24 protein-coding genes are annotated in these 23,104 nt (G+C 36.3%); 18 read left to right on the top strand and 6 right to left on the bottom strand.

The features are described from left to right. Positions 1 to 27 precede the first annotated feature (27 nt). From AC0L3Q_RS20650 to AC0L3Q_RS20635, 4 genes are all read right to left on the bottom strand, one after another. Positions 28 to 183 carry a hypothetical protein gene (locus AC0L3Q_RS20650; protein WP_473282498.1) on the bottom strand — a complete coding sequence of 52 codons (156 nt, stop codon included), beginning with the start codon at positions 181 to 183 and terminating at the stop codon, positions 28 to 30. A 354-nt stretch (positions 184 to 537) separates the two neighbouring features. Next, positions 538 to 867 (bottom strand): MerR family transcriptional regulator, encoded by a 330-nt coding sequence (locus AC0L3Q_RS20645; protein WP_473282496.1) that lies wholly within the window; start codon positions 865 to 867, stop codon positions 538 to 540. A gap of 4 nt (positions 868 to 871) precedes the next feature. After that, the gene (locus AC0L3Q_RS20640; RefSeq protein ID WP_473282494.1) at positions 872 to 1,978 is read right to left on the bottom strand and encodes a CapA family protein; all 1,107 of its coding nucleotides are present in this window, start codon (positions 1,976 to 1,978) and stop codon (positions 872 to 874) included. 6 nt (positions 1,979 to 1,984) lie between these two features. Next, complete coding sequence (locus AC0L3Q_RS20635) at positions 1,985 to 2,962, bottom strand: M23 family metallopeptidase (RefSeq protein WP_473282492.1); 978 nt, start codon at positions 2,960 to 2,962, stop codon at positions 1,985 to 1,987. A gap of 211 nt (positions 2,963 to 3,173) precedes the next feature. On the opposite strand from AC0L3Q_RS20635, the gene alaS reads away from it, so the two are divergent. Both alaS and AC0L3Q_RS20625 read left to right on the top strand, forming a co-directional pair. Further along, entirely contained in the window at positions 3,174 to 5,807 is a 2,634-nt protein-coding gene (alaS, locus tag AC0L3Q_RS20630; RefSeq protein ID WP_473282490.1) for an alanine--tRNA ligase, read from the top strand. 52 nt (positions 5,808 to 5,859) lie between these two features. Further along, positions 5,860 to 6,807, top strand: a complete 948-nt coding sequence (locus AC0L3Q_RS20625) for a GSCFA domain-containing protein (RefSeq protein ID WP_473282489.1) — start codon at positions 5,860 to 5,862, stop codon at positions 6,805 to 6,807. A gap of 20 nt (positions 6,808 to 6,827) precedes the next feature. On the opposite strand, the gene AC0L3Q_RS20620 is transcribed toward AC0L3Q_RS20625, so the two are convergent. Continuing rightward, on the bottom strand, positions 6,828 to 8,585 hold the full coding sequence (locus AC0L3Q_RS20620) for an aromatic amino acid hydroxylase (RefSeq protein WP_473286988.1): 1,758 nt from the start codon (positions 8,583 to 8,585) through the stop codon (positions 6,828 to 6,830). Between the two features lie 333 nt (positions 8,586 to 8,918). Between AC0L3Q_RS20620 and AC0L3Q_RS20615 the strand changes: the two genes are divergently transcribed. From AC0L3Q_RS20615 to AC0L3Q_RS20580, 8 genes are all read left to right on the top strand, one after another. After that, positions 8,919 to 9,809, top strand: coding sequence for a tetratricopeptide repeat protein (locus AC0L3Q_RS20615; protein ID WP_473282487.1), 891 nt, complete (start codon positions 8,919 to 8,921; stop codon positions 9,807 to 9,809). Further along, positions 9,764 to 10,771 carry a sensor histidine kinase gene (locus AC0L3Q_RS20610; RefSeq protein ID WP_473282485.1) on the top strand — a complete coding sequence of 336 codons (1,008 nt, stop codon included), beginning with the start codon at positions 9,764 to 9,766 and terminating at the stop codon, positions 10,769 to 10,771. The genes AC0L3Q_RS20615 and AC0L3Q_RS20610 overlap by 46 nt, the downstream gene beginning before the upstream one ends. A 12-nt stretch (positions 10,772 to 10,783) precedes the next feature. Continuing rightward, a complete protein-coding gene (locus tag AC0L3Q_RS20605) occupies positions 10,784 to 11,530 on the top strand; it encodes a LytR/AlgR family response regulator transcription factor (RefSeq protein WP_473282482.1) in 747 nt (248 codons plus the stop codon). A 172-nt stretch (positions 11,531 to 11,702) separates the two neighbouring features. Next, the gene (locus AC0L3Q_RS20600) at positions 11,703 to 12,125 is read left to right on the top strand and encodes a hypothetical protein (RefSeq protein ID WP_473282481.1); all 423 of its coding nucleotides are present in this window, start codon (positions 11,703 to 11,705) and stop codon (positions 12,123 to 12,125) included. Between the two features lie 116 nt (positions 12,126 to 12,241). Beyond that, entirely contained in the window at positions 12,242 to 12,844 is a 603-nt protein-coding gene (locus AC0L3Q_RS20595) for a DUF5819 family protein (RefSeq protein ID WP_473282479.1), read from the top strand. Positions 12,845 to 12,865: 21 nt separating this feature from the next. Continuing rightward, positions 12,866 to 13,765 carry an HTTM domain-containing protein gene (locus AC0L3Q_RS20590; RefSeq protein WP_473282478.1) on the top strand — a complete coding sequence of 300 codons (900 nt, stop codon included), beginning with the start codon at positions 12,866 to 12,868 and terminating at the stop codon, positions 13,763 to 13,765. Positions 13,766 to 13,776: 11 nt separating this feature from the next. Further along, the gene (locus tag AC0L3Q_RS20585) at positions 13,777 to 14,190 is read left to right on the top strand and encodes a thiol-disulfide oxidoreductase DCC family protein (RefSeq protein WP_473282477.1); all 414 of its coding nucleotides are present in this window, start codon (positions 13,777 to 13,779) and stop codon (positions 14,188 to 14,190) included. A gap of 320 nt (positions 14,191 to 14,510) precedes the next feature. Beyond that, positions 14,511 to 16,169, top strand: coding sequence for a T9SS type A sorting domain-containing protein (locus AC0L3Q_RS20580; RefSeq protein ID WP_473282475.1), 1,659 nt, complete (start codon positions 14,511 to 14,513; stop codon positions 16,167 to 16,169). A gap of 13 nt (positions 16,170 to 16,182) precedes the next feature. Here AC0L3Q_RS20580 and AC0L3Q_RS20575 read toward each other — a convergent pair whose 3' ends face one another. Then, a complete protein-coding gene (locus AC0L3Q_RS20575; protein ID WP_473282473.1) occupies positions 16,183 to 16,623 on the bottom strand; it encodes an META domain-containing protein in 441 nt (146 codons plus the stop codon). Between the two features lie 137 nt (positions 16,624 to 16,760). On the opposite strand from AC0L3Q_RS20575, the gene AC0L3Q_RS20570 reads away from it, so the two are divergent. From AC0L3Q_RS20570 to AC0L3Q_RS20535, 8 genes are all read left to right on the top strand, one after another. Further along, the gene (locus AC0L3Q_RS20570; protein ID WP_473282471.1) at positions 16,761 to 17,330 is read left to right on the top strand and encodes a TetR/AcrR family transcriptional regulator; all 570 of its coding nucleotides are present in this window, start codon (positions 16,761 to 16,763) and stop codon (positions 17,328 to 17,330) included. 98 nt (positions 17,331 to 17,428) lie between these two features. Further along, positions 17,429 to 18,502, top strand: a complete 1,074-nt coding sequence (gene paaE, locus AC0L3Q_RS20565) for a 1,2-phenylacetyl-CoA epoxidase subunit PaaE (protein WP_473282469.1) — start codon at positions 17,429 to 17,431, stop codon at positions 18,500 to 18,502. A 12-nt stretch (positions 18,503 to 18,514) separates the two neighbouring features. Then, positions 18,515 to 19,471 carry a 1,2-phenylacetyl-CoA epoxidase subunit PaaA gene (paaA, locus tag AC0L3Q_RS20560; protein ID WP_473282467.1) on the top strand — a complete coding sequence of 319 codons (957 nt, stop codon included), beginning with the start codon at positions 18,515 to 18,517 and terminating at the stop codon, positions 19,469 to 19,471. A 10-nt stretch (positions 19,472 to 19,481) separates the two neighbouring features. Further along, positions 19,482 to 19,766, top strand: coding sequence for a 1,2-phenylacetyl-CoA epoxidase subunit PaaB (gene paaB / locus AC0L3Q_RS20555; RefSeq protein WP_073318888.1), 285 nt, complete (start codon positions 19,482 to 19,484; stop codon positions 19,764 to 19,766). Positions 19,767 to 19,833: 67 nt separating this feature from the next. Continuing rightward, positions 19,834 to 20,589, top strand: a complete 756-nt coding sequence (gene paaC / locus AC0L3Q_RS20550) for a 1,2-phenylacetyl-CoA epoxidase subunit PaaC (protein ID WP_473286986.1) — start codon at positions 19,834 to 19,836, stop codon at positions 20,587 to 20,589. A 38-nt stretch (positions 20,590 to 20,627) separates the two neighbouring features. Beyond that, the gene (paaD, locus tag AC0L3Q_RS20545; RefSeq protein WP_073318882.1) at positions 20,628 to 21,131 is read left to right on the top strand and encodes a 1,2-phenylacetyl-CoA epoxidase subunit PaaD; all 504 of its coding nucleotides are present in this window, start codon (positions 20,628 to 20,630) and stop codon (positions 21,129 to 21,131) included. A gap of 9 nt (positions 21,132 to 21,140) precedes the next feature. After that, entirely contained in the window at positions 21,141 to 21,920 is a 780-nt protein-coding gene (locus tag AC0L3Q_RS20540; RefSeq protein ID WP_473282464.1) for an enoyl-CoA hydratase-related protein, read from the top strand. 1 nt (position 21,921) lies between these two features. Next, a complete protein-coding gene (locus AC0L3Q_RS20535) occupies positions 21,922 to 23,100 on the top strand; it encodes a 3-hydroxyacyl-CoA dehydrogenase NAD-binding domain-containing protein (protein ID WP_473282462.1) in 1,179 nt (392 codons plus the stop codon). Positions 23,101 to 23,104: the final 4 nt, after the last annotated feature.

Below are 23,104 nucleotides of genomic sequence, written 5' to 3'. Positions count from 1 at the left end.
AATGTTATGTAATCTCTGCTTCTAAGATTAATAGCACTGTAGATTTCCGCATCTGCTATGTAAAGCCGTTTGAGTACATGTAGGTGTACACGTATAGTGTTGCCCTCCTTTAATTGCTTTTTGACCCAACTTAGAAATAGTTTGCTTGTCTAGATTCAGTTTGATCTTTCTAGATTTTTTCATAATTAAGATTATTTGTGCCTACATTTTATAAAGGTTTTCAGCGATACCTTGTCACTAGTGATGAAGTCTAAACTATATAATATTTCAGAGTGTAAAAAAGTGGATTGCCTTAATTTGTACAATTTAGGGTGGCTTAGAATCTGATTTTAGTAAAAGGAAACATCCGGTAATAATATGCACTAGGCCTTTATAGGGAAAAGAGATGTTTGTACAAAAGGTTGGTTTTTTGAGTTGAGAAGAATTAATCAAATAATTACCTGCATCACAGTATAAAAAACCTATTCAATGCTAGAAGCCTTATTTTTATGAGAAAGTTGAAATGTTTAAATAAAGATAAAGAGAAGAATCTACGAATTATAGGTGTTCTTTAATCTTCAACAACTGCCCTTTGATGGATTCTAATTTTCTGATGATGTCGAAAGTGTCGAGAGTCTCCTGTTTTTGTTCTTTTAAATGGATTTTTGCTCCTTCTAGGGTAAATCCTCTTTCTTTTACGAGGTGATAGATAAGTTCAAGATTCTTAATGTCTTCAGGAGTAAACTTTCTATTGCCTTTGGCATTTTTCTTGGGCTTCAAAATGTCAAATTCTTTTTCCCAAAAGCGAATCAAAGAAGTATTCACATCAAATGCAGCGGCAACCTCGCCGATACCATAGTATAATTTCTTAGGTAGGTCTACGTACATGTGTTTACTCTTTTTGTTGTATAAAACTTCCGTCTTCGTTAAAAAGCAGCTTGCTTTCAGGAAAATCTTCTTGTGTTAGCTTTTGAATTTCCTTTAGAGCTCTTTTCTTTTCGTCCATAAAAGGATAAACTTCATCAATTTGCTTGGCAGAATGCAGTTTTCCTTTTACAAAATTCCCATCCAGATCAATATGTACTTCAGCAATAGGGGCATACCCTTTGATACCATCCAAATTGAATCTGGAATAGGTGCAAAAATTACCTAAACTGTAAGCGATAAATTTATTGTTATAAACTTCAAAAGCTCGAGATACATGAGGGCCATGCCCCAAAACCATGTCTGCACCAGCGTCTATCATAGCGTGCGCAAATCGGAAAACATCTCCGCGATCCTCTCCATAAAAACGTTCTGTTTTTCTAGGTACGTGGGTGTGTTTAAACCCTTCGGCACCTCCATGGAAAGAAACGATCACGATATCTGCTTTTTGTTTAAGTTCCTCAACAATTTTTTTTGCATTGGTTAAGTTATGAATTTTTAAGCAATCTTTGTTAGGAGCAAAGGCACAAAATCCATAGGTAATTCCGTTTTTCTCAAAAATTGTAGAGGGTTGCGCAAAAACACCGGCATATGCTATTTTATGTTTTTCGAGCGTTTTGGAAGTATTTTTAATACCGATCTCTCCAAAATCACCAATATGATTATTGGCAATACTCATGACATCAAAGCCAGTCTCTTCCAGATATTTTCCAAAAGACTCTGGTGACCTAAAAGAATAACATTTAGAGGGGTCAGAACATCTTTTTGCATTTTCTCCTTCATCCGTTAAAGTCCCTTCCAGATTTCCAAAAAGAATGTCTGCCTGCGTCAAAATTGAGTTTACATCATCAAAAGGTCCTTTGCCTTCGGGAGGTAAATAACTATCATTAGGAAAATTGGTACCCATCATGATATCCCCTACAGCCATGACCTTTATAAATTTGGGTTTGGCTAGTTCTTCTTGAGTTTTCTGAGCTATAGTGAACATAGAATCAATAGCCTCTTTTGAATATTTTTGAGCCCGTACAGTACTAGCGAAAACAAAAATAAAGGCAAATAGAAGTATCCTACGCATTGATGATTAGTCTAGAGTTTCGTTGATTAAGTTGGAGGCCTTCAGCATTTCACTGAACTCCTCAGAAGTTAAACTTCCGTAGTAGAAATTACGAGGATTGATACGTTCCCCATCTTTAAAAATCTCATAATGTAAGTGAGGTGCTACAGAACGTCCGGTACTACCCACGTATCCAATAACATCTCCTCTTTTTACTTTTTGTCCCTTTTTTACATTGTATCTGCTCAAATGGGCATAAAGGCTTACATAGTTAAAGCCATGATCAATTCGAATATGTCTTCCGTAACCAGATGAATTTGCATCAGCTCTGGTTACCACACCATTACCTGAAGCATATACTGGAGTTCCTGTGGCAGCAGAAAAATCCATCCCATAATGAAACTTTCTGGCTTTGGTAAATGGATCACTACGCCATCCATATCCTGAAGCCATACGCTTTAAATCAGAGTTTTGTATAGGTTGTATAGCCGGTATAGTCGCTAGTAATTCTTCTTTTTGTTCGGCTAAAGCAGCTATTTCGTCTAAGGATTTGGACTGCACTACTATTTGTTTGGTTAGTTTGTCAATTCGCTTGCTGCTTTCGACAATGATTTCAGAATTGTCGAAACCTTCAAGATCCTTGTATCGATTTACCCCACCAAAACCTGCACTTCTCACTTCTTCAGGAATAGGGTTAGCACCAAAGTATAAGCGGTAAATATTGTCATCTCGCTCTGCAATTTCTCCAAGGATATCTTCATTACGTTTTAATCTATTATTCATCAATTCGAATTGAAGCTGCATATTTTCTAACTCTCGTCGGTATGTCTTTTCTTTTGGAGTTTCTAATTGAGGGATATTCAGATAGACAAGAAGTAAAATAAAACCAGCCAGAAAAGCGCCAATGACACTCAAAGCCGCGATACCAAATTTGCGTCCCTTCTTTTGCTCTATTCGGCGGTAAGAAAGAGTATCGCTATCATAGTAATATTTAACCTTTGACATAATCTAAAATATGCTATTTTTGCAGGATATCAACCAAAAAAGTCCTGTTTCATAACAAGACAACGCAACAAATATAATAAAATGTTGTAAAGTCCAGAAAAAACTGACAAAAGGTAAGCCGAAATATCGATGTTAGTGATTGGATAAAAGGTTGATTTTTTTAGAATTTAGAGAATATTATTTGACAAAGAATAGCAATATTATAGAACGCATGAAATCCCAAGAAATAAGAAGTAAGTTTTTAGAGTTTTTTAAATCCAAAAAACACGGTATTGTACCTTCTGCACCTATGGTTATTAAGGATGATCCTACTTTGATGTTTACCAATGCAGGGATGAATCAGTTTAAAGAGTTCTTTTTAGGGAATGGTGTCCCTAAAAATAATCGTATTGCAGATACTCAAAAATGCCTTCGTGTAAGTGGTAAGCACAATGATTTGGAAGAGGTAGGAATGGATACCTATCACCATACCATGTTCGAGATGTTAGGGAATTGGAGTTTTGGTGATTATTTTAAGAAAGAAGCCATCCATTGGGCATGGGAGCTACTTACCGAGGTTTACGGAATCAACAAGGACATGTTGTATGTTTCGGTATTCGAAGGAGCCAAAGATGAAAACCTGGATATGGATCAGGAAGCTTATGATCTGTGGAAAGCTATCGTTCCCGAAGATCGAATCATTATGGGAAATAAAAGTGATAACTTTTGGGAAATGGGAGACCAAGGACCGTGTGGGCCTTGTTCCGAAATTCATGTAGATATCCGATCCGAAGAAGAAAAAAAGAAAGTTCCTGGTCGTGATTTGGTGAATGCAGATCATCCTCAGGTGGTAGAGATATGGAATCTGGTTTTTATGCAATACAACAGAAAAGCAGATGGTTCTTTAGAAAAATTACCGGCGCAACACGTAGATACAGGTATGGGGTTTGAGCGCTTATGTATGGTGTTGCAAGGTGTAAAATCAAATTATGATACCGATGTATTTACGCCATTGATTAGAGAAATAGAAACCATTACCAATTCTACATATGATAAAGATAGTTTGCCAACTGATGATAACGGTAAGGTAAGCGTAGCTATTCGTGTAATAGCAGACCATGTTAGAGCAGTTGCCTTTTCTATTGCAGATGGTCAGTTGCCAAGTAATACTGGTGCCGGATATGTGATACGAAGAATTTTAAGAAGAGCAATACGTTATGGGTTCACTTTCTTGAATACCAAAGAACCTTTTATGTTTAAGTTGGTAGAGACTTTAAGTCAGCAAATGAGTGATGCTTTTCCAGAACTTAAAACACAAAAGAACCTGATTGTTAATGTAATCAAAGAAGAAGAGCAATCTTTCTTGAGAACCTTGGATCAAGGACTTAGCTTATTGGATAATGTGATTAAAGAAACCAAAGGTAAAATGGTTTCAGGAGAAAAAGCATTCGAACTTTATGATACCTATGGTTTTCCGATTGATCTTACTGCATTGATTTTAAGCGAGCAAGGTTACCAATTGGATTACAAAGCATTTGAAGTAGAATTGCAAAAGCAGAAGGAAAGATCTCGTGCGGCAACGCAGGTATCTACTGGTGATTGGGAGCTTTTATTAGATAATACTTCTGAAACTTTTGTAGGCTATGACGAGTTGTCTTCTGAAGTAAAAGTGACTCGCTATCGCAAAGTGAGTAGTAAAAAAGATGGAGATTTGTATCAGTTGGTTTTTGACCGAACTCCGTTCTATCCAGAAGGTGGGGGACAGGTAGGCGATAAAGGGTATCTTGAAGCTGCCAATGGAGATGTTTCCTATATCATTGATACCAAAAAAGAGAACAATTTGATTGTTCATTTTGCAAAAAGCCTACCCAAAAATGTTGATGGTGTATTTACAGCGGTTGTGGATACAAAGCAACGTGCAAGAACAGCTTCGAATCATACAGCAACGCACTTGCTGCATCAAGCTTTGCGAGCAATTTTAGGTACTCATGTAGAGCAAAAAGGATCTATGGTGCATAGCGGTAACTTGCGTTTTGATTTCTCGCATTTCTCAAAAGTGAATAGCGATGAGTTAAAAGAAATCGAAGATTTTGTAAATGCCAGAATTCGAGAAAATCTGCCATTGCAAGAACAACGAGGAATTACCTACGATCAGGCTATTTCTGAAGGAGCTATAGCTTTGTTTGGTGAAAAGTACGGAGACGAGGTAAGAGCGATCCGATTTGGAGAATCTATGGAATTGTGTGGAGGTACTCATGTACAAAACACTCAAGATATCTGGCATTTTAAGATAACTTCAGAAAGCGCTATTGCAGCAGGTATAAGACGTATCGAGGCAATTACCGGTGATGCAGCAAAAGACTATTTTACAAATCAGTCTGAAGCTTATCAAGGTGTAAAAACAGTGCTTAAGAATGCCAAAGATCCGGTAAAGGCAATTACCTCTTTACAAGAAGAAAATGCAAATCTCAAAAAACAGATTGAGGTGTTGCTTAAAGAAAAGGCTAAAAATTTAAAAGGAGATCTTAAATCAGAATTTGAGCAAATCAATGGAGTGAACTTCCTGGCGAAGAAAGTGGACCTGGATGCTGCAGGAATAAAAGATCTGTCTTTTGAACTGGGTAATGAATTAGAAGATATCGTTGCCTTATTTGGATCAGAACAAAATGGTAAAGCTTTACTTTCTTGCTATGTTTCCAAAAATTTGGTCGAAGAAAAAGGTTTAAACGCTGGCCAGGTGGTTAGAGAATTAGGTAAATTTATTCAAGGAGGTGGAGGTGGCCAACCGTTTTTTGCTACCGCAGGAGGTAAGAATCCTGGTGGATTAGATGAAGCTTTGCAAAATGCAAAACAATATATACAGTAATATTAAGTTTGGAATACTAATTTTCTAACTTTAAAAGTATAAAAAGGTCTAAATGAACCTACAGACCAAAATACCATTAGTGTCTCAAGAGCCTAAGATCACCTATGCATCTGAGGTGCTATTGTTGGGGTCATGTTTTGCAGAAAATATCGGTGCAAAATTTGATTACTATAAGTTTAAAAATCTAGTCAATCCCTTTGGTATATTGTTTCATCCCAAGGCTATCGAGACATTGCTTTGGATGATCGCAGAAAACGATCAATACACCGAAGAGGATTTGTTTTTTCATAACGAAAACTGGCATTGTTTTGATGCGCATTCTACGTTGAGCAATCCAAATAAAAGCCAGTTGCTTACTGATTTAAACACTGCAATACGTTTAGGAAGAAAGGCAATTTCTTCTGCAACACATATCAGTATTACCTTAGGGACATCTTGGGTATATCGCCTAAAAGCGCTGGATTTGATCGTGGCTAATTGCCATAAAATTCCTCAAAAAGAGTTCTCAAAAGAATTGTTGTCGGTAAATGATATTGTAGAAAGCCTGCAAAATTGCATTCATCTTATTCGTAGTATCAATACTAATGTCGATATTTTGTTTACCGTGTCTCCTGTTCGCCATATAAAAGATGGTATTGTAGCAAACAACAGAAGTAAATCCCATTTATTGACCGCTGTTCATCAAATGGTAGATGTTTCAGCAAAGGTGAGTTATTTTCCTTCTTATGAGATTGTGATGGACGAGCTGAGAGATTACCGATTTTATAAAGAAGATATGGTGCATCCTAGTGCTCTTGCGATTGATTATATCTGGGAACGATTTTATCATACTTGGATTTCTGAAAAGACTGCGGATACTATGAAGCGGGTCGAAGAAATTCAAAGAGGCATGGCGCATAAACCTTTTTACCCCGAAAGCGAACAACATCTGCAATTTCTTGAAAAATTAGAGACGAAGAAGAGTCGTATTCAGAAGGACTTTCCCTTTATACAGTTTTAGAACCGCTTACTGCAGCATTTTTACACAGCTTGTGTATTTGAGATAATATCTAATCCACTACTGATAAGGTGTTTGATCTTCGGTTGATGTTTTTCAATACTTTTAAGGTATTCAAAAACCCGAGTTGCGAAATCTGTATTGCTATCATGGATAAGCTCGTAGATTTCTAGTGCTAATAACCAATTTTCTTCATGGTTTTGAGTAAGAATATCAAAAACGGCTTCAAGAGAAAATTTGGTGTTTTTACCTTCGCGAATGTTTCTAACCGATTGATACAAATCATGAAGTTCCTGTTGCTTGGCGCTGAATTCTTTTTTAAGGGTGGTTGTTGTATTTTGATGAGTCACCAAATCAAACGAATAATCGTCTGCAGGGCCAGAAAAAGCCGAAACGATTTCTTTTCCTACGGCTAGATCAAAAGTTCCCCATTCTGGTCTAAAGAGAAATTCTCCTTTGTATTTGATGGTACACTCACTAAACTGTATCAGGATCAACTCGCCTTGTATGTTCCGCATCCCGGTAATGTTGTTCCCAGCAACGGTAATCCCACTTTCAAACTCAAATTCGATATACTCCCCATCATAAAAGTTGTAGGCTTTCAAATCTCTTGGGGACATATTTTCTATGGCAAGATTGATCCCTTTCAATTTCCCTAAAGGAGATCTAAAACCATCAGGATGGGCATCTATACCATGGCCGATCAATTCTTTCTCGCGAAACGATAACGCGGTTGGCCCTTTGGTTTCAAAATAAATAACTTCGTTGTCCTCATTTTTTATCATTCGGGTAAACACTCCCGAAACTTGTAACCCCGTGCTTAGCTCGATGGTTCCTAGATTATTCGATTCAATCAGTTTAGCTAACCCTCTGTGTCCTCCTTTTCGCAAGGCCATGGTGTCTGCAAATTCTTCTAGTACTTGACACAGATAAGCAAAATCTGGAGTGACAAATAACTGCGGTTGTGGTTTTGTAATGTCAAAATCTTGAAAAGCAGCATCTGGCGAATAATTCAGTTTTTTTACCTGATCCGTCATGCACCATTCGCTCTCACCAATCGACGAAAGTAATCCAGCACCATAGATTTTAGGGTTTTCTGTAGTTCCTATCAAACCATATTCTACCGTCCACCAATGTAGATTTCGAATCAAAGCCATTTCTGAAGGATCTTCCTTTTGATTTTGAAGTGTTTCCACTTTTTGTTCTGCCTTTGTGATATCTTCTGGGGCCGTATCAGGTGCTTCTTTGAGTATGGATAAGGCCCGTACGGCTTCATACATTTCATAATCCTTTTTGGAAGAAATAGCTTTGCAACCAATTTTTCCAAAACGACGTAGGTATTCTGCATAATCCGGATTAGCAATGATAGGAGCGTGACCCGCAGCTTCGTGAATAATATCCGGAGCTGGAGTATATTCAATATTTTCGAGCTGCCTAATATCCGAGGCTATCACTAGAATATTGTATGCCTGAAACTCCATAAATGCATTGGGCGGGATAAAACCATCTACAGCAACAGCCGCCCAGCCGATTTCTTTTAGAATCCTATTCATGCCATACATACTAGGAATAGCTTCTATAGAAATTCCTGTCTTCTCTAGACCTTTTAGATAAGAATCGTGAGCCACTTTGCTTAATGAAGCAATGTTTTTTCGCATAACATACCTCCATACCGCATGATTAATTGGAGTGTAATCCTCATAATTTTGAGGTTTGATAAATTGTTTCAAGTGCGGTGGTAATCTATCAATAAGAGGATTGGATTCTATGGCTTCCGGCATGGTACTCATTGTTATCTGATAATTGCATTCAAAGATTCTAAAATATATACAAATCTACAATGCTTTGTCGTTTCTTTAGGAAAAACCAACAAAGATTTAGAGAAGATATCTTAAAGATCCTGTAAGAAAACACTTATTTTTGAGTTAATAGTTAAAAATAGCATCAGATTTTTGATTAAAAATGATGATTTGTCAATATAGATAATTTTGGATTTTATAATGGCTATTAAAAGATTTTATATCTGGTTTTTATTGTCGTTTTCTTTGTTTTTTACACAAAACGCCCAATCACAGAAAGATACACAGGATTCAATTTACCACAGGTTGAAAGGGTTGAAAAAGGAGCTAGGTATTAATCAACAATCTGATATACTAATTTCTTTAGCCAGATATCATATCAATCAAGGAAATTTGGATAGTTGTCAGTATTATGCAAAAAGAGCATTACAAACATCTTTAAACGAAAGTAGAAGAGATATTGCTCAAGAGGCCTATTGGTATATAGGCAGGTCTGATTTTTTGAAGTTTGATTTTGCTAGTGCTGCAATGTATATGCAAAAGGCAGAAGATATCTACAGAAAAGAGCCTGATACAGTTGCTTTAATTAATATTTTAAATACGAAAGGATTATCATTAAGAAACCTTGGTAGAATACAAGAGTCTGTTTCCGCTTTTAAAAAAGGAGTTTCTCTATCCGAAAAAATTGATCATCAACGTTTGCTTACAATTCATCTGATCAATCTTGGAGCAAATTACAAAAGATTAAACAATAATGAACAAGCTATTTTTTATTATGATCGGGCATTGAATATTGCAGAAAAAGAAAAAGATACATTACATCAAGGAGTTATCTTGACAAATTTGGGAAACTTTTATTCTTCATTAGAAGAGTATAGCAGATCTCGATCGTATTATGACAAGGCTTTGTTGATTTTAGAAGCTAGTAAAAACCATCGAGAATTAGGGATGATTTGGACAAACTTAGCTCATATTGATATCCAAGAAAAGAAATATGATGCTGCTATTCGAAACGCAAAGAAAACTATCTATTTAGCAGATTCCACAATCGTTCAATTGGATGCCTTAATCATAGCAAACTTAAATTTGGGCGAAGCCTTTCTGAGAAAAAAGAATATGATAGTTCCAGATATTACATTGATAAATCGTTGGGGCTATGTTTGGATAATAAAGTCGCTTCTTGGTTGGTTGATATCTATAGTTTGAAAGGAGAGTTAGAACGGGAAGAAGGTAATTTCTTGTTGGCATATGAAGATCTAAAGAAATCTAATACTATAAAAGATAGTATATCAAGTGATAATTTGATTCATAAGCTAAATCTAGAAGAGAAACAAACAGAGCTCAATCAAAAAGATAAAGAGATTAGTTTGTTAGAAGAAGATAATTCTATTCGAGAAGAAGAAAATCGTTCGCTTAAAAAATGGGCGGCTATAGGGATAATAGCATTGTTGTTCTCAATAACTATCGTGTATATCTATTTCTTAAGACAAAAGTCAATAGGTTTGGCATTGCGCAAGGAAGCGGCGGAAAATAAGTTGGAAGCACTGCGCAATCAAATGAACCCTCATTTCTTATTTAATAGCTTTAATGCCGTTCAAAATTATATTCTGAAATCGGATAAAAATACCGCTTACGAATACTTAACACAGATCGCATATTTGATACGTAAAATTTTGGATAACTCTCATAGTATGAAAATTGATCTCAAAGAGGAGTTACAAATTATCAAATCGTACGTCAAACTGGAAGCCCTTAGATTTAGAGATAAATTTAAATATGATATCACAATAGAAGAACGATTACTTGACATAAATCCAGTGATTCCATCCATGATTATTCAGCCCTATATTGAGAATGCAATTTTGCATGGGCTTTCAAATAGATCGATGCCTGGGGGGCAACTAAAAATAGAGTTCAAAAGCTTAGGAGAAGATAAAATTCAATGTATCGTAGAGGATAATGGTATTGGTAGAGAAAAAGCATTAGAAATATCAGCGTCCAAACCTGAAAGTGAAAAAGGAAATGCGATTGCAATGAACAATACCAGTAGAAGATTGCAGATTTTGGAAAAAGCAGGTTACCCAAAAGGAAAGGTTGTTATTCAAGATCTTAAAGAAAATGGTGTTGCCCTTGGAACTCGAGTGATAGTGGATCTTAGTATAATTTAAAAAGTAAGCATGATGAGGACAATAATTGTAGAAGATGAATTAAACGGTCAAGAAACACTTGCCATGTTACTAAAACAATACTGCCCTCAACTGGAATTAATCGGTATGGCGGCTACGATAAATGAAGCAAGAGATCTGATTAGTAAGCAGCATCCATCATTAGTTTTTTTGGATGTTAAATTAGGAACACAAACTGTATTCAATCTTTTAAATGAGTTAGACGATATCAACTTTGAAATTATTTTTATTACTGCCTATGAAAACTATGCCATTAATGCTATCAAATTTATGGCTATCGATTATTTGTTGAAACCCATTGATGTTACTCAGTTGAAAGAGGCAGTAGATCGAGCACAACTCAATCATACAAAGCGTAATAGTCAAGCGCAATTAAATGCTCTGATGAATAATCTTCAGCAAAAAGATAACAAACAGCATCGTATTGCACTAGCTACTACCGATAGTTATGAACTGGTTAGAGTAGATGATATTTTATATTGTATAGCAGAGGGGAGTTATACTCGTTTTTTTCTTATGAATAAAGAAGAGCGTTTTGTATCCAGGCATTTGAAGCATTATGAGCAATTGCTTTTGGATTATAGTTTTTTTAGACCGCATCAATCTTGCTTGATTAATCTTAATCAGGTAAAGAAAATACTTCGAATGGATGGGGGCACTATAGAGATGATTGATGGTAGACAACTGCCCATTGCTCGAAATCGAAAAAACGAACTTATTGATTTATTGAGTATCAGGTAGTTTTCTAATATCAAACAAAAACCACCGTTTATCAAACTGTATCTACCAGAAGTCATATCAGACTATTTCTTTTTTAGGGTTTTAAATAGGTTTACAACGCAAAGGAATGATCACACACATCTTAATCACGCCTTTCGAATAAACCATTTTTAACTTTAAAATTTAAACAATTATGAAAAAGTCAATTTATGGACTATGCGCGCTAGCACTTTTTGCTTTAGCATTGACGAGTAATTCATTCGACAATGCTGCCTTTACTGCTGACACTGTTGCAACAGTAGCGGCTCCAACCTTGCAATCTGATCTTTCAATGGATGGAAGAAACTCTGCTACGATTAGTGTAAACGGTACGAGTTCTTCGATTTCTGGAAGTGGAACTATTTCGGTAACATCTGAAGGAGGGACAGGATCTGCATCGGTTACGACAACGACAGGAGGAGGAACCACAGGTAATCCAACGTTTACAAGTTCTTCTACAACTTCTTCGACGACAACCTCCTCCTCGTCTAGTACAACCACTACATCAGGCGGTTTTAACATTTGTGATTATATCACTAGCCCGTATTTCCGTCAAAGATTAGGATGTGATGGTTAAGAAATAGCAAGCACATTTTGTTTGTGTTTCTGTAATTAATTAGAAGCATGCTGAGCTGATTCGGATCGAAAAAGCTCAGCTTTCTAAAAATTAACTTTCCCAAAAAAATAAAAGATATGAAAAGGTTGGTGGTATTCTTGTTTGCTTTGCATTTCGGTATGGTAACAATTTCAGTATTAGATAATATTCATGTTTTACCCCAAAACCTAATGACTGATGTTGTAAAAATGTATACCATCCCTTTTTTCGAACAGAATTGGGGTATGTTTTCCAATCCCCCGACAACAACGAGAAGGGTGTATTTTCAATTCCATACTCCTTCGGGTGATCAGAATAATAAGATAGAAATATCAGATTGGTATGATATCAATGCTACAATATACTCTTACAATAAAGATCATTTGTTCTCCATTGCACAACGCTTGATCAAATATGAATCAGGATGTTTAAATAATATTTTTTCCTACATAGAAAAATGTAAAGATCCTACGCCAGATGCCTGCATAGCGTATTCACCAGGTTTTCTTTCGCTTAAGAACTATGCCAGAATCATTTATGCAAATAGTACAGACAATGCTCCTAGTGCAACAGGAGTAAAATTTGTAATCAAGATCGTCGAGGAGCATTTTCCGAGATATGAGGATAGAGCTCTGGATTATTTTGATAAGAAAAACTATGAATATGCTACGCATTCCACAATTCCTTATGAATTGAATTAACTTCTGAAAACGATAAGAATTATGATACAGTTCCATAATAATAGAACCATCGGATTAACGATCGCTAGAGTGCTAATTTCTTTAATTATTATAAAGGACTTTTTGCTTTACTTGATGTTTTCTGATCAATTGATAGGGGATAAAGCGATTGTGCCTTTATTTACCTATATGCAAACTTTGGATGTATTAAATTTAGAATACTTGTTTATTGATTTTAGCAATACCTATGCGGTATATACTTTTTTATTAATAGGGTTGTTAGCAAGTAGTTGTTTTTTGTTTGGATTCAAAATGAAATTATCCGGAATGGTAGTATTCCTTTGTTTAATCACAATCAAATTACGAGCATTATTTACGCAAGATGGGGCTGATAATGTAATAGGAACTATGATTCCTTTACTGTTATTAGCAACTTCATTTAATTTAATCACTGGGAGGTTAAATAACGATTTTAAGAACAAGACTTTGAAAATGATTCCTTTGTTAGCGTTATATGGAATCATCTTTGAGTTTTGTTTGATTTATTTCGCAGCAGGTTTATCAAAGTTGTTACAGCCTATATGGCAAAATGGAGAAGCTTTGTATTACGTATTGAGAATTGAAGATTTTAGAGCGTCTGATCTTAATATCTGGCTTACTAAGAGTAGTTTTTTTGTGAAATCTACAACTTGGTTTACGCTTTTTTGGGAACTTACTTTTCCTATTGCGATTTGGTTTAAAAAATTAAGAAACTGGTATTTGCTATCTGGAATAGCACTTCATATTGGGATTTGGATGTTGATGCGAATAGACAACTTCTCCTTCATAATGCTGAGTATATATCCGGTTTTCTTTGCAGACAAAGAATATCTGGCATTTTACAACAAATATCTTAAGAAATGGCTTGGTGTTTTTAAGCCCAAACTGTTTTATGAGCTTTAACTAGTAATACTATGGAAATCGAAAAAGGTCAAAAAATCATCTTATTTGATGGAGAGTGTAACCTGTGTAATGGGTTTATTAATTTTGTTATTGATAGAGATTTGGAGAATATCTATGTGTTTGCTGCTTTACAATCTTCAATAGGTATAGAGTTGTTAAAGAGTTTGAATACGTATAGTTCAGAGATAGATTCTATTATACTAATAGATAAAGAATCTAAAAGAATAGAAAGAAAGTCTCGTGCCGCTATTAGTATCATCGGTGGTTTTGGAGGGTATTGGAGGTTGATTAAATTGTTTAAAATATTTCCTGTTTTTATAAATGATATTGCCTACGATTATGTGGCTAAGAACAGATATAGGTGGTTTGGAAAGAGCGCTTGTAGAATTCCTACCCCTGATTTACTCGAAAAGTTTTTACGATAAATAACATTGATTCTGTACCATGACTGAGGATTTTACAGAAAATTAGTTGTTAGTTGATGTACTTGAGTGCTGATCAAGTAGGTTAGATCTGATTCTGGCAGATAGAGATCGGATGCCTTTAATTAGGTGTCCGATTTTGGATTTCATTCTGGTTTTGTTTGAAGGTGAAATTTTACTTTTTTAAAAAATGGGGAATTAATTATTTAAATTTGTGAAGAATATGGTAGGGTAAACACATCATGCGGTGTTATAATAGGAAGAAACACTATGATTTTGTCATAGGTTTTTTTTACTAACAACTATAATTAAATGAATTTAGGATGAAGAAGTTATTTTTACTCGTTATGTTTTTATGTGTTGGTAATTTGGCAATAGCTCAAGTTACAAATGAAGGAGAGCCTCTAAGTTGGAGTTTGCAAAGCTTGAATAAAGAAAACATATCTCCGGTTAAAATGAAGCCTTTTGACTTGAATAAAATTAAGGCAGAAGATGCCATTAATGATACTAAAAGAGATGTTCCTTTTAGGTTTGGTCATGAGCTTAAGGTAAATCTTGGTTTGGAAAATGCAGGTGTTTGGAATGAATTGGCAAATGGAGATAGAATATGGCGAATAAATATTATTTCTGAAGGTGCTACATCTCTAAATTTTGTTTTTAGTAATTATGAAGTTCCAAGAGGAGCAAAGATTTATTTGTATAGTAATGACAGGAAGGACCTTTTAGGTGCCTATACCAATATTTTTAATCGACCAGATAAATTGTTAGGAACCTGGATGGTAGCTGGCGATAATGTTTGGATAGAATATTATGAACCGGCAAGTGTAAAAGGGCAAGGAGACCTTACTATTGCAAAAGTAATACATGGGTATCGTTCGGTTACCGACGCAATGGTACGTGAAAAAGCATTAAACAGTTCGGAGGATTGCAATCAGGATGTAGACTGTCCTGTTGGAGATGATTTTGAAGCAATCAAAAATCAATTAAAAAAGTCAGTAGGATTTATTATTTTAAATGGATTTGTGTGCTCGGGTACATTAATCAACAATACAAGTAATGATAGGGCGCCGTACTTTTTGACGGCAAATCATTGTGATTCTGGATCTACATCTACTTGGTCTTTTCGATTTAATTGGATAAGCCCGAATCCTTCTTGCGCGACAACCACTAATAGCACTGATGCTACAGTAAATCAAACTACCAGTGGTGCCACACTACTTGCATTAAATGATGAAACTGACATGAAATTATTAAATCTTGATGGAGGATTAGATGAATCCTGGGATTTAGAGTGGGCAGGATGGGACAGAACAGGAAACGTTCCTAATTTTGCAGTAGGGATCCATCATCCTGCAGGAGATATCATGAAGGTTTGTCGGGAAAATGTGTCTCCGGTAGAAACCGCAATTTCATTCAATGGGAACCCGCAAACCAAAATGTGGAGAATAAACGACTGGGACCTTGGAGTTACCGAAGGAGGGTCCTCTGGATCTGCTATTTTTGACCCTAGTGGTAGAATTTTTGGACAGTTAGCAGGAGGAACCGCAGCTTGTAGCGGTACCGATGATAACAACGAGCCTGATTTTTATGGTAGGTTTAGTATTTCCTGGGATTTTGGTACTACCGACGCTACTCGATTGTCAAATTGGCTAGATCCTAGCAATACAGGAAGAACAACTTTGGATATGCTTTCAGTAGAAGGAACTAATGGAGGTGCTAATCCTCCTCCTACCGGGAACGCAATTGTAGTTTCTTTTGTACCATCTACTGCAATCGTTTCTATTTCAAAAGAGAATGATGATGCTATTGAGTTTAAAATTTATGATATTTCAGGTGGCTTCATAGGGTCAGGTGCATTAACAGGAAGAGATTCTCAAATCGATATGAGCGATCGTTCTTCTGGCATGTATTTTATTAGAATTAGAAATATGGTAAACGGAGAATCCTTTACCAGAAAAGTAGTGATCAATCGTAATTTGTAAATGGGGATAACGGCTATTGGTCTAGGGTCATATTGCCTTTAAATACCACTTTGTTATTGTCGTCTTCAAAATAGATAGTGTTTTTTTCAACACGCTTTTTCTTGATAGAAGAAAGGGCGGTAAAAAAATCTCTTTCTAATTGATCTTTTTCTGCGCAATACATTTTTGAAGCCATTGCCAAGCCTAAGGAGATAGTATTTCCTTCTTCGGTATACTTACACGAAAATGTATTGCAACCCGAAAAACCAGAAGCGGTTTGATTTTCCTTATTAAAAACGATAAATAATTTTTCTTGGGATACGTCTTTTCCTTTGAGTTCTGTAATTGCAATTTTATTGCTTTGGATCTGTGTTTCCTGCTGCTGTGTACTGGCTTCAGAAATTTGAGTGTTCTTATTACAATTTTTTGTGGCAGTGACACTAAAGATAAAAAGCAAAAAGTATGTGAGTTTCATGATCTAAGTTACATTTTGAGGGTTATTTGGTGGTAAAAGCTATACAAATGTATTATAATCTTTGTTTTTAGGTTATAAAATCTAGGATATAAGGGATTAAAATTTATTTTTGATAGGGAAAACTATCAAATGTATTTATGAAATCCGAAAGTAGAAAGGAAGAAATAATAAGAGCGGCATCCATACTCTTCAAAGAAAAAGGATACAGTGCAGTAACCATGAGAGACCTTGCCAAGGCAATGGGAATAAAAGCGGCAAGTTTATACAACCATATCGATTCTAAACAAGAAATTTTATCCACCATTATTATTGAGTTGGCCGAAGAATTTACAACAGGAATGAATCAAATTGTAAATTCGAAGGTAGATGCTATCAAAAAACTTGAAAACATTATAGATCTTCATATCGATGTTACCCTGCGCAATTCTGATGGTTTAGCTTCTCTAAACAACGATTGGATGCATCTGGAAGAAAAGAATCTACAGTATTTCGAAAAGATGAGACAGGAGTATGAAGAAAACTTCCGGGCGATTGTGAAAAACGGAGTGGACAGGGGAGAAATTAAGTCCTTTAACATCGAAATCATGGTGTTTTCTACCCTTTCTACATTAAGAACATTGTATTTGTGGTATCCCAAGCAAAAAAACATTGATGCAGAAATACTGAAGCATGATATGATTTCCGTGTTGCTTAAAGGGATGGTGTAGAGGTCCAAGCGCTTTTAAAATTAACATACATTTATTTGTGTATAAAACTAACAATTGTTAGTTTTGTGTAGCTATAACGTTATAGTTAAACAAGACTTATGACAGATTTTTATCCCATATCAGTTTCTGAAGTAGTTAGAGAAACTAAGGATTGTACAGCTATCACCTTTGATATTCCTCAAGATTTAAAAGAGACATTTTCGTATACGCAAGGGCAATACTTGACCTTAAGAACAATGATTGACGGTAATGAAGTGAGACGTTCGTATTCGCTTTGTTCCAGTCCTCTTGAAGATAAATGGCAGGTGGCGGTAAAAAGAATACACGGAGGCCTTTTTTCTAACTATGCCAACGATATCCTGAAAGTTGGTGATGTGTTGGATGTCATGAAGCCTTCGGGGAATTTCTTTGTAGATGTGGATGCAACCAAAGCGAAGAACTATGTGGTTTTTGCTGCTGGTAGTGGTATTACTCCAATTCTATCCATCATCAAAACACATTTGGCATCAGAACCTAACAGTACTTTCAAGCTGTTTTATTTGAATCGAAACGCAAAATCAATTATCTTTAAAGAAGAGATAGAAGCGCTGAGAAATACCTATTTCGGGAGATTCGAGATATTTTATTTCCTGACCAAAGAACAAAGAGATATTCCTTTGCTTAATGGTAGGTTTACTTCAGAAAAAATAGAAGAACTTACTTCAAAAGTGTTTGATGTCGCTGATGTGGATGAATGCTTTATCTGTGGTCCTGAAGAAATGATCTTTTTGATTCGTGATGAGCTGGAAAAAGCTAGCTTGGCCAAAGATAAGATCCATTATGAACTCTTCTTTTCTGGAGCTACAGAAGAAGATAAAAAGCGTGCTGCAGAGGTTGCAGAACATAAATACGAAGGAACAGAAGTAACAATCATTGATGGTGGTAAAGAATTTCATTTCGCCATGGATGATGATTATGATAATATTTTAGACGGAGCCTTGGCGGCAGGAGCAGATTTGCCTTATGCCTGCAAAGGAGGAGTATGTAGTACCTGTAAATGTGAAATCGTTGAAGGTACTGTTGAAATGAAAATCAACTATGCGCTTGAAGAAGACGAAGTAGCCAAAGGCTTAGTATTGTCTTGTCAGGCGGTACCAACTACAGAAAAAGTAGTAGTTAATTTTGATGTTTAAAAACGCAAAGCTATGAGTGAAAAAGAAGTTAAAAATCTGGAAAGGCTATTCGAGGAGAGAATTGCTAGAGATGAAAAGATAGAGCCAAAAGATTGGATGCCCGAAAAATACAGGCAAACTCATATTCGTCAGATTTCTCAACATGCACATTCCGAAATCGTTGGGATGTTGCCCGAAGGAAACTGGATCACAAGAGCACCTTCATTACGAAGAAAAGTGGCCTTGTTGGCAAAAGTTCAGGATGAAGCTGGGCATGGATTGTATTTGTACAGTGCTTGCGAAACGCTTGGGATTTCTAGAGATGAATTGTATGAACAGTTACATACCGGAAAGGCGAAGTATTCAAGCATATTTAATTACCCTACGGTTACTTGGGCAGATATAGGAGCTATCGGATGGTTGGTTGATGGTGCCGCAATCATTAATCAGGTACCATTGTGTAATACCTCTTATGGTCCTTACGCAAGGGCAATGATTAGAGTATGTAAAGAAGAAAGCTTTCACCAACGGCAAGGTTTTGAAATTATGATGAATCTGGCCAAGGGAACCAAAGAGCAAAAAGAAATGGCTCAAGATGCATTAAATAGATGGTGGTGGCCATCTTTGATGATGTTTGGTCCTACCGATGCAGAATCTGTGCATACTGCACAATCCATGAAATGGAAATTGAAGCGTAAAACTAATGATGAACTACGTCAGCAGTTTGTGGATCAAACCGTTCCTCAAGCCGAGCTCATCGGGTTAACTATTCCTGATTCGGACCTAAAGTGGAATGAAGAAAGGGGGAGTTACGATTTTGGAGCGATCGATTGGGATGAGTTCTGGCAAGTAGTGAAAGGACATGGGCCTTGTAATCAAGAAAGAATGTCGGCAAGAGTGAATGCCTGGGATAATGGAGAATGGGTGAGAGATGCAGCAATGGCATATGCCGAAAAACAAGAAGATAAAAAGCTTAAAAAGGCAATTTAAAATATAAGTAATGAAAAAAAATTGGCCACTTTGGGAAGTGTTTGTGAGAAGTAAGAATGGTCTCGAACACCGTCATTTTGGAAGTCTCCATGCTGCAGATGCAGAAATGGCATTAGAAAACGCACGTGATGTATATACCCGAAGAAATGAAGGAGTGAGTATATGGGTAGTAGAGTCAAAGCATATTACTGCTTCTAATCCAGAAAATAATGGGGAGCTTTTTGAACCTGCTCAGGATAAAGTATACAGGCATCCTACTTTTTATACATTACCTGATGAGGTAAAACATATGTGATTTGCAAAGCTCATTGTCCCAGGAATTCCAAGGATAATATCTGCACTATTAAAGCAAACTTTGAATGATGAAAAACGAAAATTTAATACAATATATATACGGGATTGCTGATAATGCCCTTATTCTTGGGCAAAGATTATCAGAATTGTGCGGTCACGGACCAAGCCTTGAAACGGATATCGCTATCACAAATATGGCATTGGATCTTCTGGGGCAAACACGTAGCTATTATCAATACGTAGCACAATTATCTGGAGAAGGAAAGACTGAAGACGATATTGCGTTTTTAAGAACAGAAAGACAATACAAAAATGTATTGTTGGTAGAACAACCCAATAGACATTTTGGTTATGTAATCACCAGACAGTTCTTGTTTGATATGTTTCATTTGTTGCTATTGCAAAATCTACAAAATGGTAAAGATGAAATGTTGGCTGCAATTGCCAAAAAAGGAATTAAGGAAGTGAGTTATCATCAACGCTTTTCTTCAGATTGGATGAAACGATTAGGAGATGGTACTCCAGAAAGCCACGATAAAGTACAGGAAGCAGTAGATGATTTATGGAAATTTACGGATGAGTTATTTCATATGACTGAAGATGATCGTATAGCTTTTGAAGCAGGAGTAGGAGTAGATGTTGCTGGTTTTAAAGCATTATACTATCAAAAGGTTAGTGCTATTTTAACCGAAGCTACCCTTACCGTTCCTGAAATAAAATGGTTTCAAAAAGGTGGCAAACAAGGTATTCATAGTGAGCACATGGGATATCTGTTGGCGGATTTGCAATATATGCAAAGAGCATATCCTGATATGAAATGGTAAGCAAATCATCAATTTGATGGCTTTCAGAAATCAAAACAATGACCATTGATCTGGATCAACATATCGACCCTTCTTTAATTTCGGTTCTCGAAAAAGTTCACGATCCCGAAATCCCTGTGTTATCCATTATGGATATGGGAGTGGTGCGCTATGCACAAAAAGTTGATGATGTGGTGCAGGTAAAAATTACACCAACCTACAGTGGTTGTCCGGCAATGGATGTGATGGGAGATGATATCATCAAGGCCTTCGAAAATGAGAATATCAAAGCAGAAGTTTCCTTGGTATTAACTCCTGCTTGGACTACAGATTGGATCACTCCAAAAGGGAGAAAGGCCTTGGAGGATTATGGTATCGCAGCTCCTCTTGCAGAGCATGCCGATAAAGAAGCTCTATTAGGAAATAAGAAAATTGTTAAGTGTACCAATTGTGGTTCGCATAACACAAAATTAGTAAGTCAGTTTGGATCTACCGCCTGTAAAGCATTGTTTCAATGCCAGGATTGCTTAGAACCCTTTGATTACTTCAAATGTTTAAAATAAAATAGAATAATGCCTTCAATACAAATAGAAATAGAAAACGGTGTTGCCAGGATAACTTTAAATAGACCAGAAACTTTTAATAGTTTTAATCGTGAAATGGCTTTGTTGTTACAAGAAACTTTAGATCATTGTAATATCAATGATGAGGTAAGAGCAATTGTACTTACGGGTAACGGAAAAGCATTTTGTGCGGGTCAGGATTTGAATGAGGTCACCTCTCCAGAATTGAACCCTGGGTTCAAAAAAATACTTGAAGAGCATTATAATCCAATAGTAGAACGAATCCGAAGTATAGAGAAACCTATTCTTGCCGCAGTAAATGGTGTAGCAGCTGGTGCTGGAGCCAATATCGCTTTGGCTTGTGATATCGTGGTGGCTACAGAAAAAGCAAGTTTTATCCAGGCGTTTAGCAAAATCGGACTAATTCCGGATAGTGCCGGGACATTTTTCTTGCCAAGATTGATAGGTTTTCAAAAAGCTTCGGCCTTAATGATGTTAGGAGATAAAGTGGGAGCCAAAGAGGCAGAGCAACTAGGGATGCTCTACAAAGTTTTTGAGATAGATTCTTTTGAAGAGGAAGTGCATAAATTAGCTCTTCATTTAGCTCAAATGCCTACTAAAGCATTGGGATTAACCAAAAGACTACTCAATCAATCCATGACTAATTCGCTACAGGAGCAATTAGATATGGAATCGGTTTTACAAATTGAATCTGCAGAAAGCGAAGACTACCGAGAAGGAGTAAACGCGTTTATAGAAAAAAGAAAACCTGTTTTTAAAGGAAAATAATATGATTGTAGGCGTTATAGGATCCGGAACAATGGGTAGTGGTATTGCACAAGTGGCCGCTACGGCAGGTTGCAAGGTAAAAGTGTTTGATACCAATGAGCAGGCACTAGAGAAAAGTAAAAGTGCCTTAGAGAAAATTCTTTCTCGCTTGGTAGAAAAAGGAAGAATTGATACTTCAGAAAAGAATCGTATCCAGGAAAATATAGTTCATGTTGCTGATCTAAAAGACTTGAAGGATGCAGATTTGACTATAGAAGCGATTATAGAAAACCTCGAAATTAAGAAAAAGGTGTTTGCAGAGCTAGAAAGTTATGTGTCAGAACATACAATTATAGCCTCGAATACATCTTCACTATCAATCGCATCAATCGCATCTTCTTTGCAAAAGCCAGAACGATGTATCGGAATTCACTTTTTTAATCCGGCGCCTTTAATGAAACTGGTAGAGGTAATCCCAGCGGTACAAACTTCGCAAGAAGTGACAGAAAAGGTAGTGAATACGATCAAAGATTGGAAAAAAGTGGTGGCAATAGCCAAGGATACTCCCGGTTTTATTGTCAATCGAGTGGCGCGACCTTTTTATGGAGAATCACTTCGCATTTTGGAAGAAGGAATTGCAGATGTAGCAACGATAGATTGGAGTCTCAAAACATTGGGTGGATTTAGAATGGGACCTTTCGAACTGATGGATTTTATAGGGAATGACGTAAATTATACAGTTACAGAAACTGTTTTTAAAGCGTTCTATTACGATCCAAGATACAAGCCTGCTTTTACTCAAAAAAGATTGTCTGAGGCTGGATATTTAGGAAGAAAATCTGGAAAAGGATACTATGAGTACGGAGAAGGAAGCACTGCTCCTTCACCAAATAAAGACGAAGAGTTAGCTAAATATATTTTCGATAGAGTATTAGTGATGTTGATCAACGAAGCAGCAGATGCGCTGTTTTGGAACATAGCTTCTGCTGAAGATATCGACAATGCCATGACCAAAGGAGTAAATTATCCTAAAGGATTATTAAGCTGGGCCGATGAAAAAGGAATGGATTGGTGCGTGGATATGTTAGATGCATTATATGATGAATATCGTGAAGATCGATACCGATGTAGTCCAATGCTTAGAAAAATGAAAAGATCAAACCAGACGTTTTTTAATACCGCCCAAACGGTAAACGAATAATAGT

It is taken from the genome of Aquimarina sp. KJ22-3 (assembly GCF_055808215.1).
This window is presented reverse-complemented; position numbering and strand designations above follow the sequence as displayed.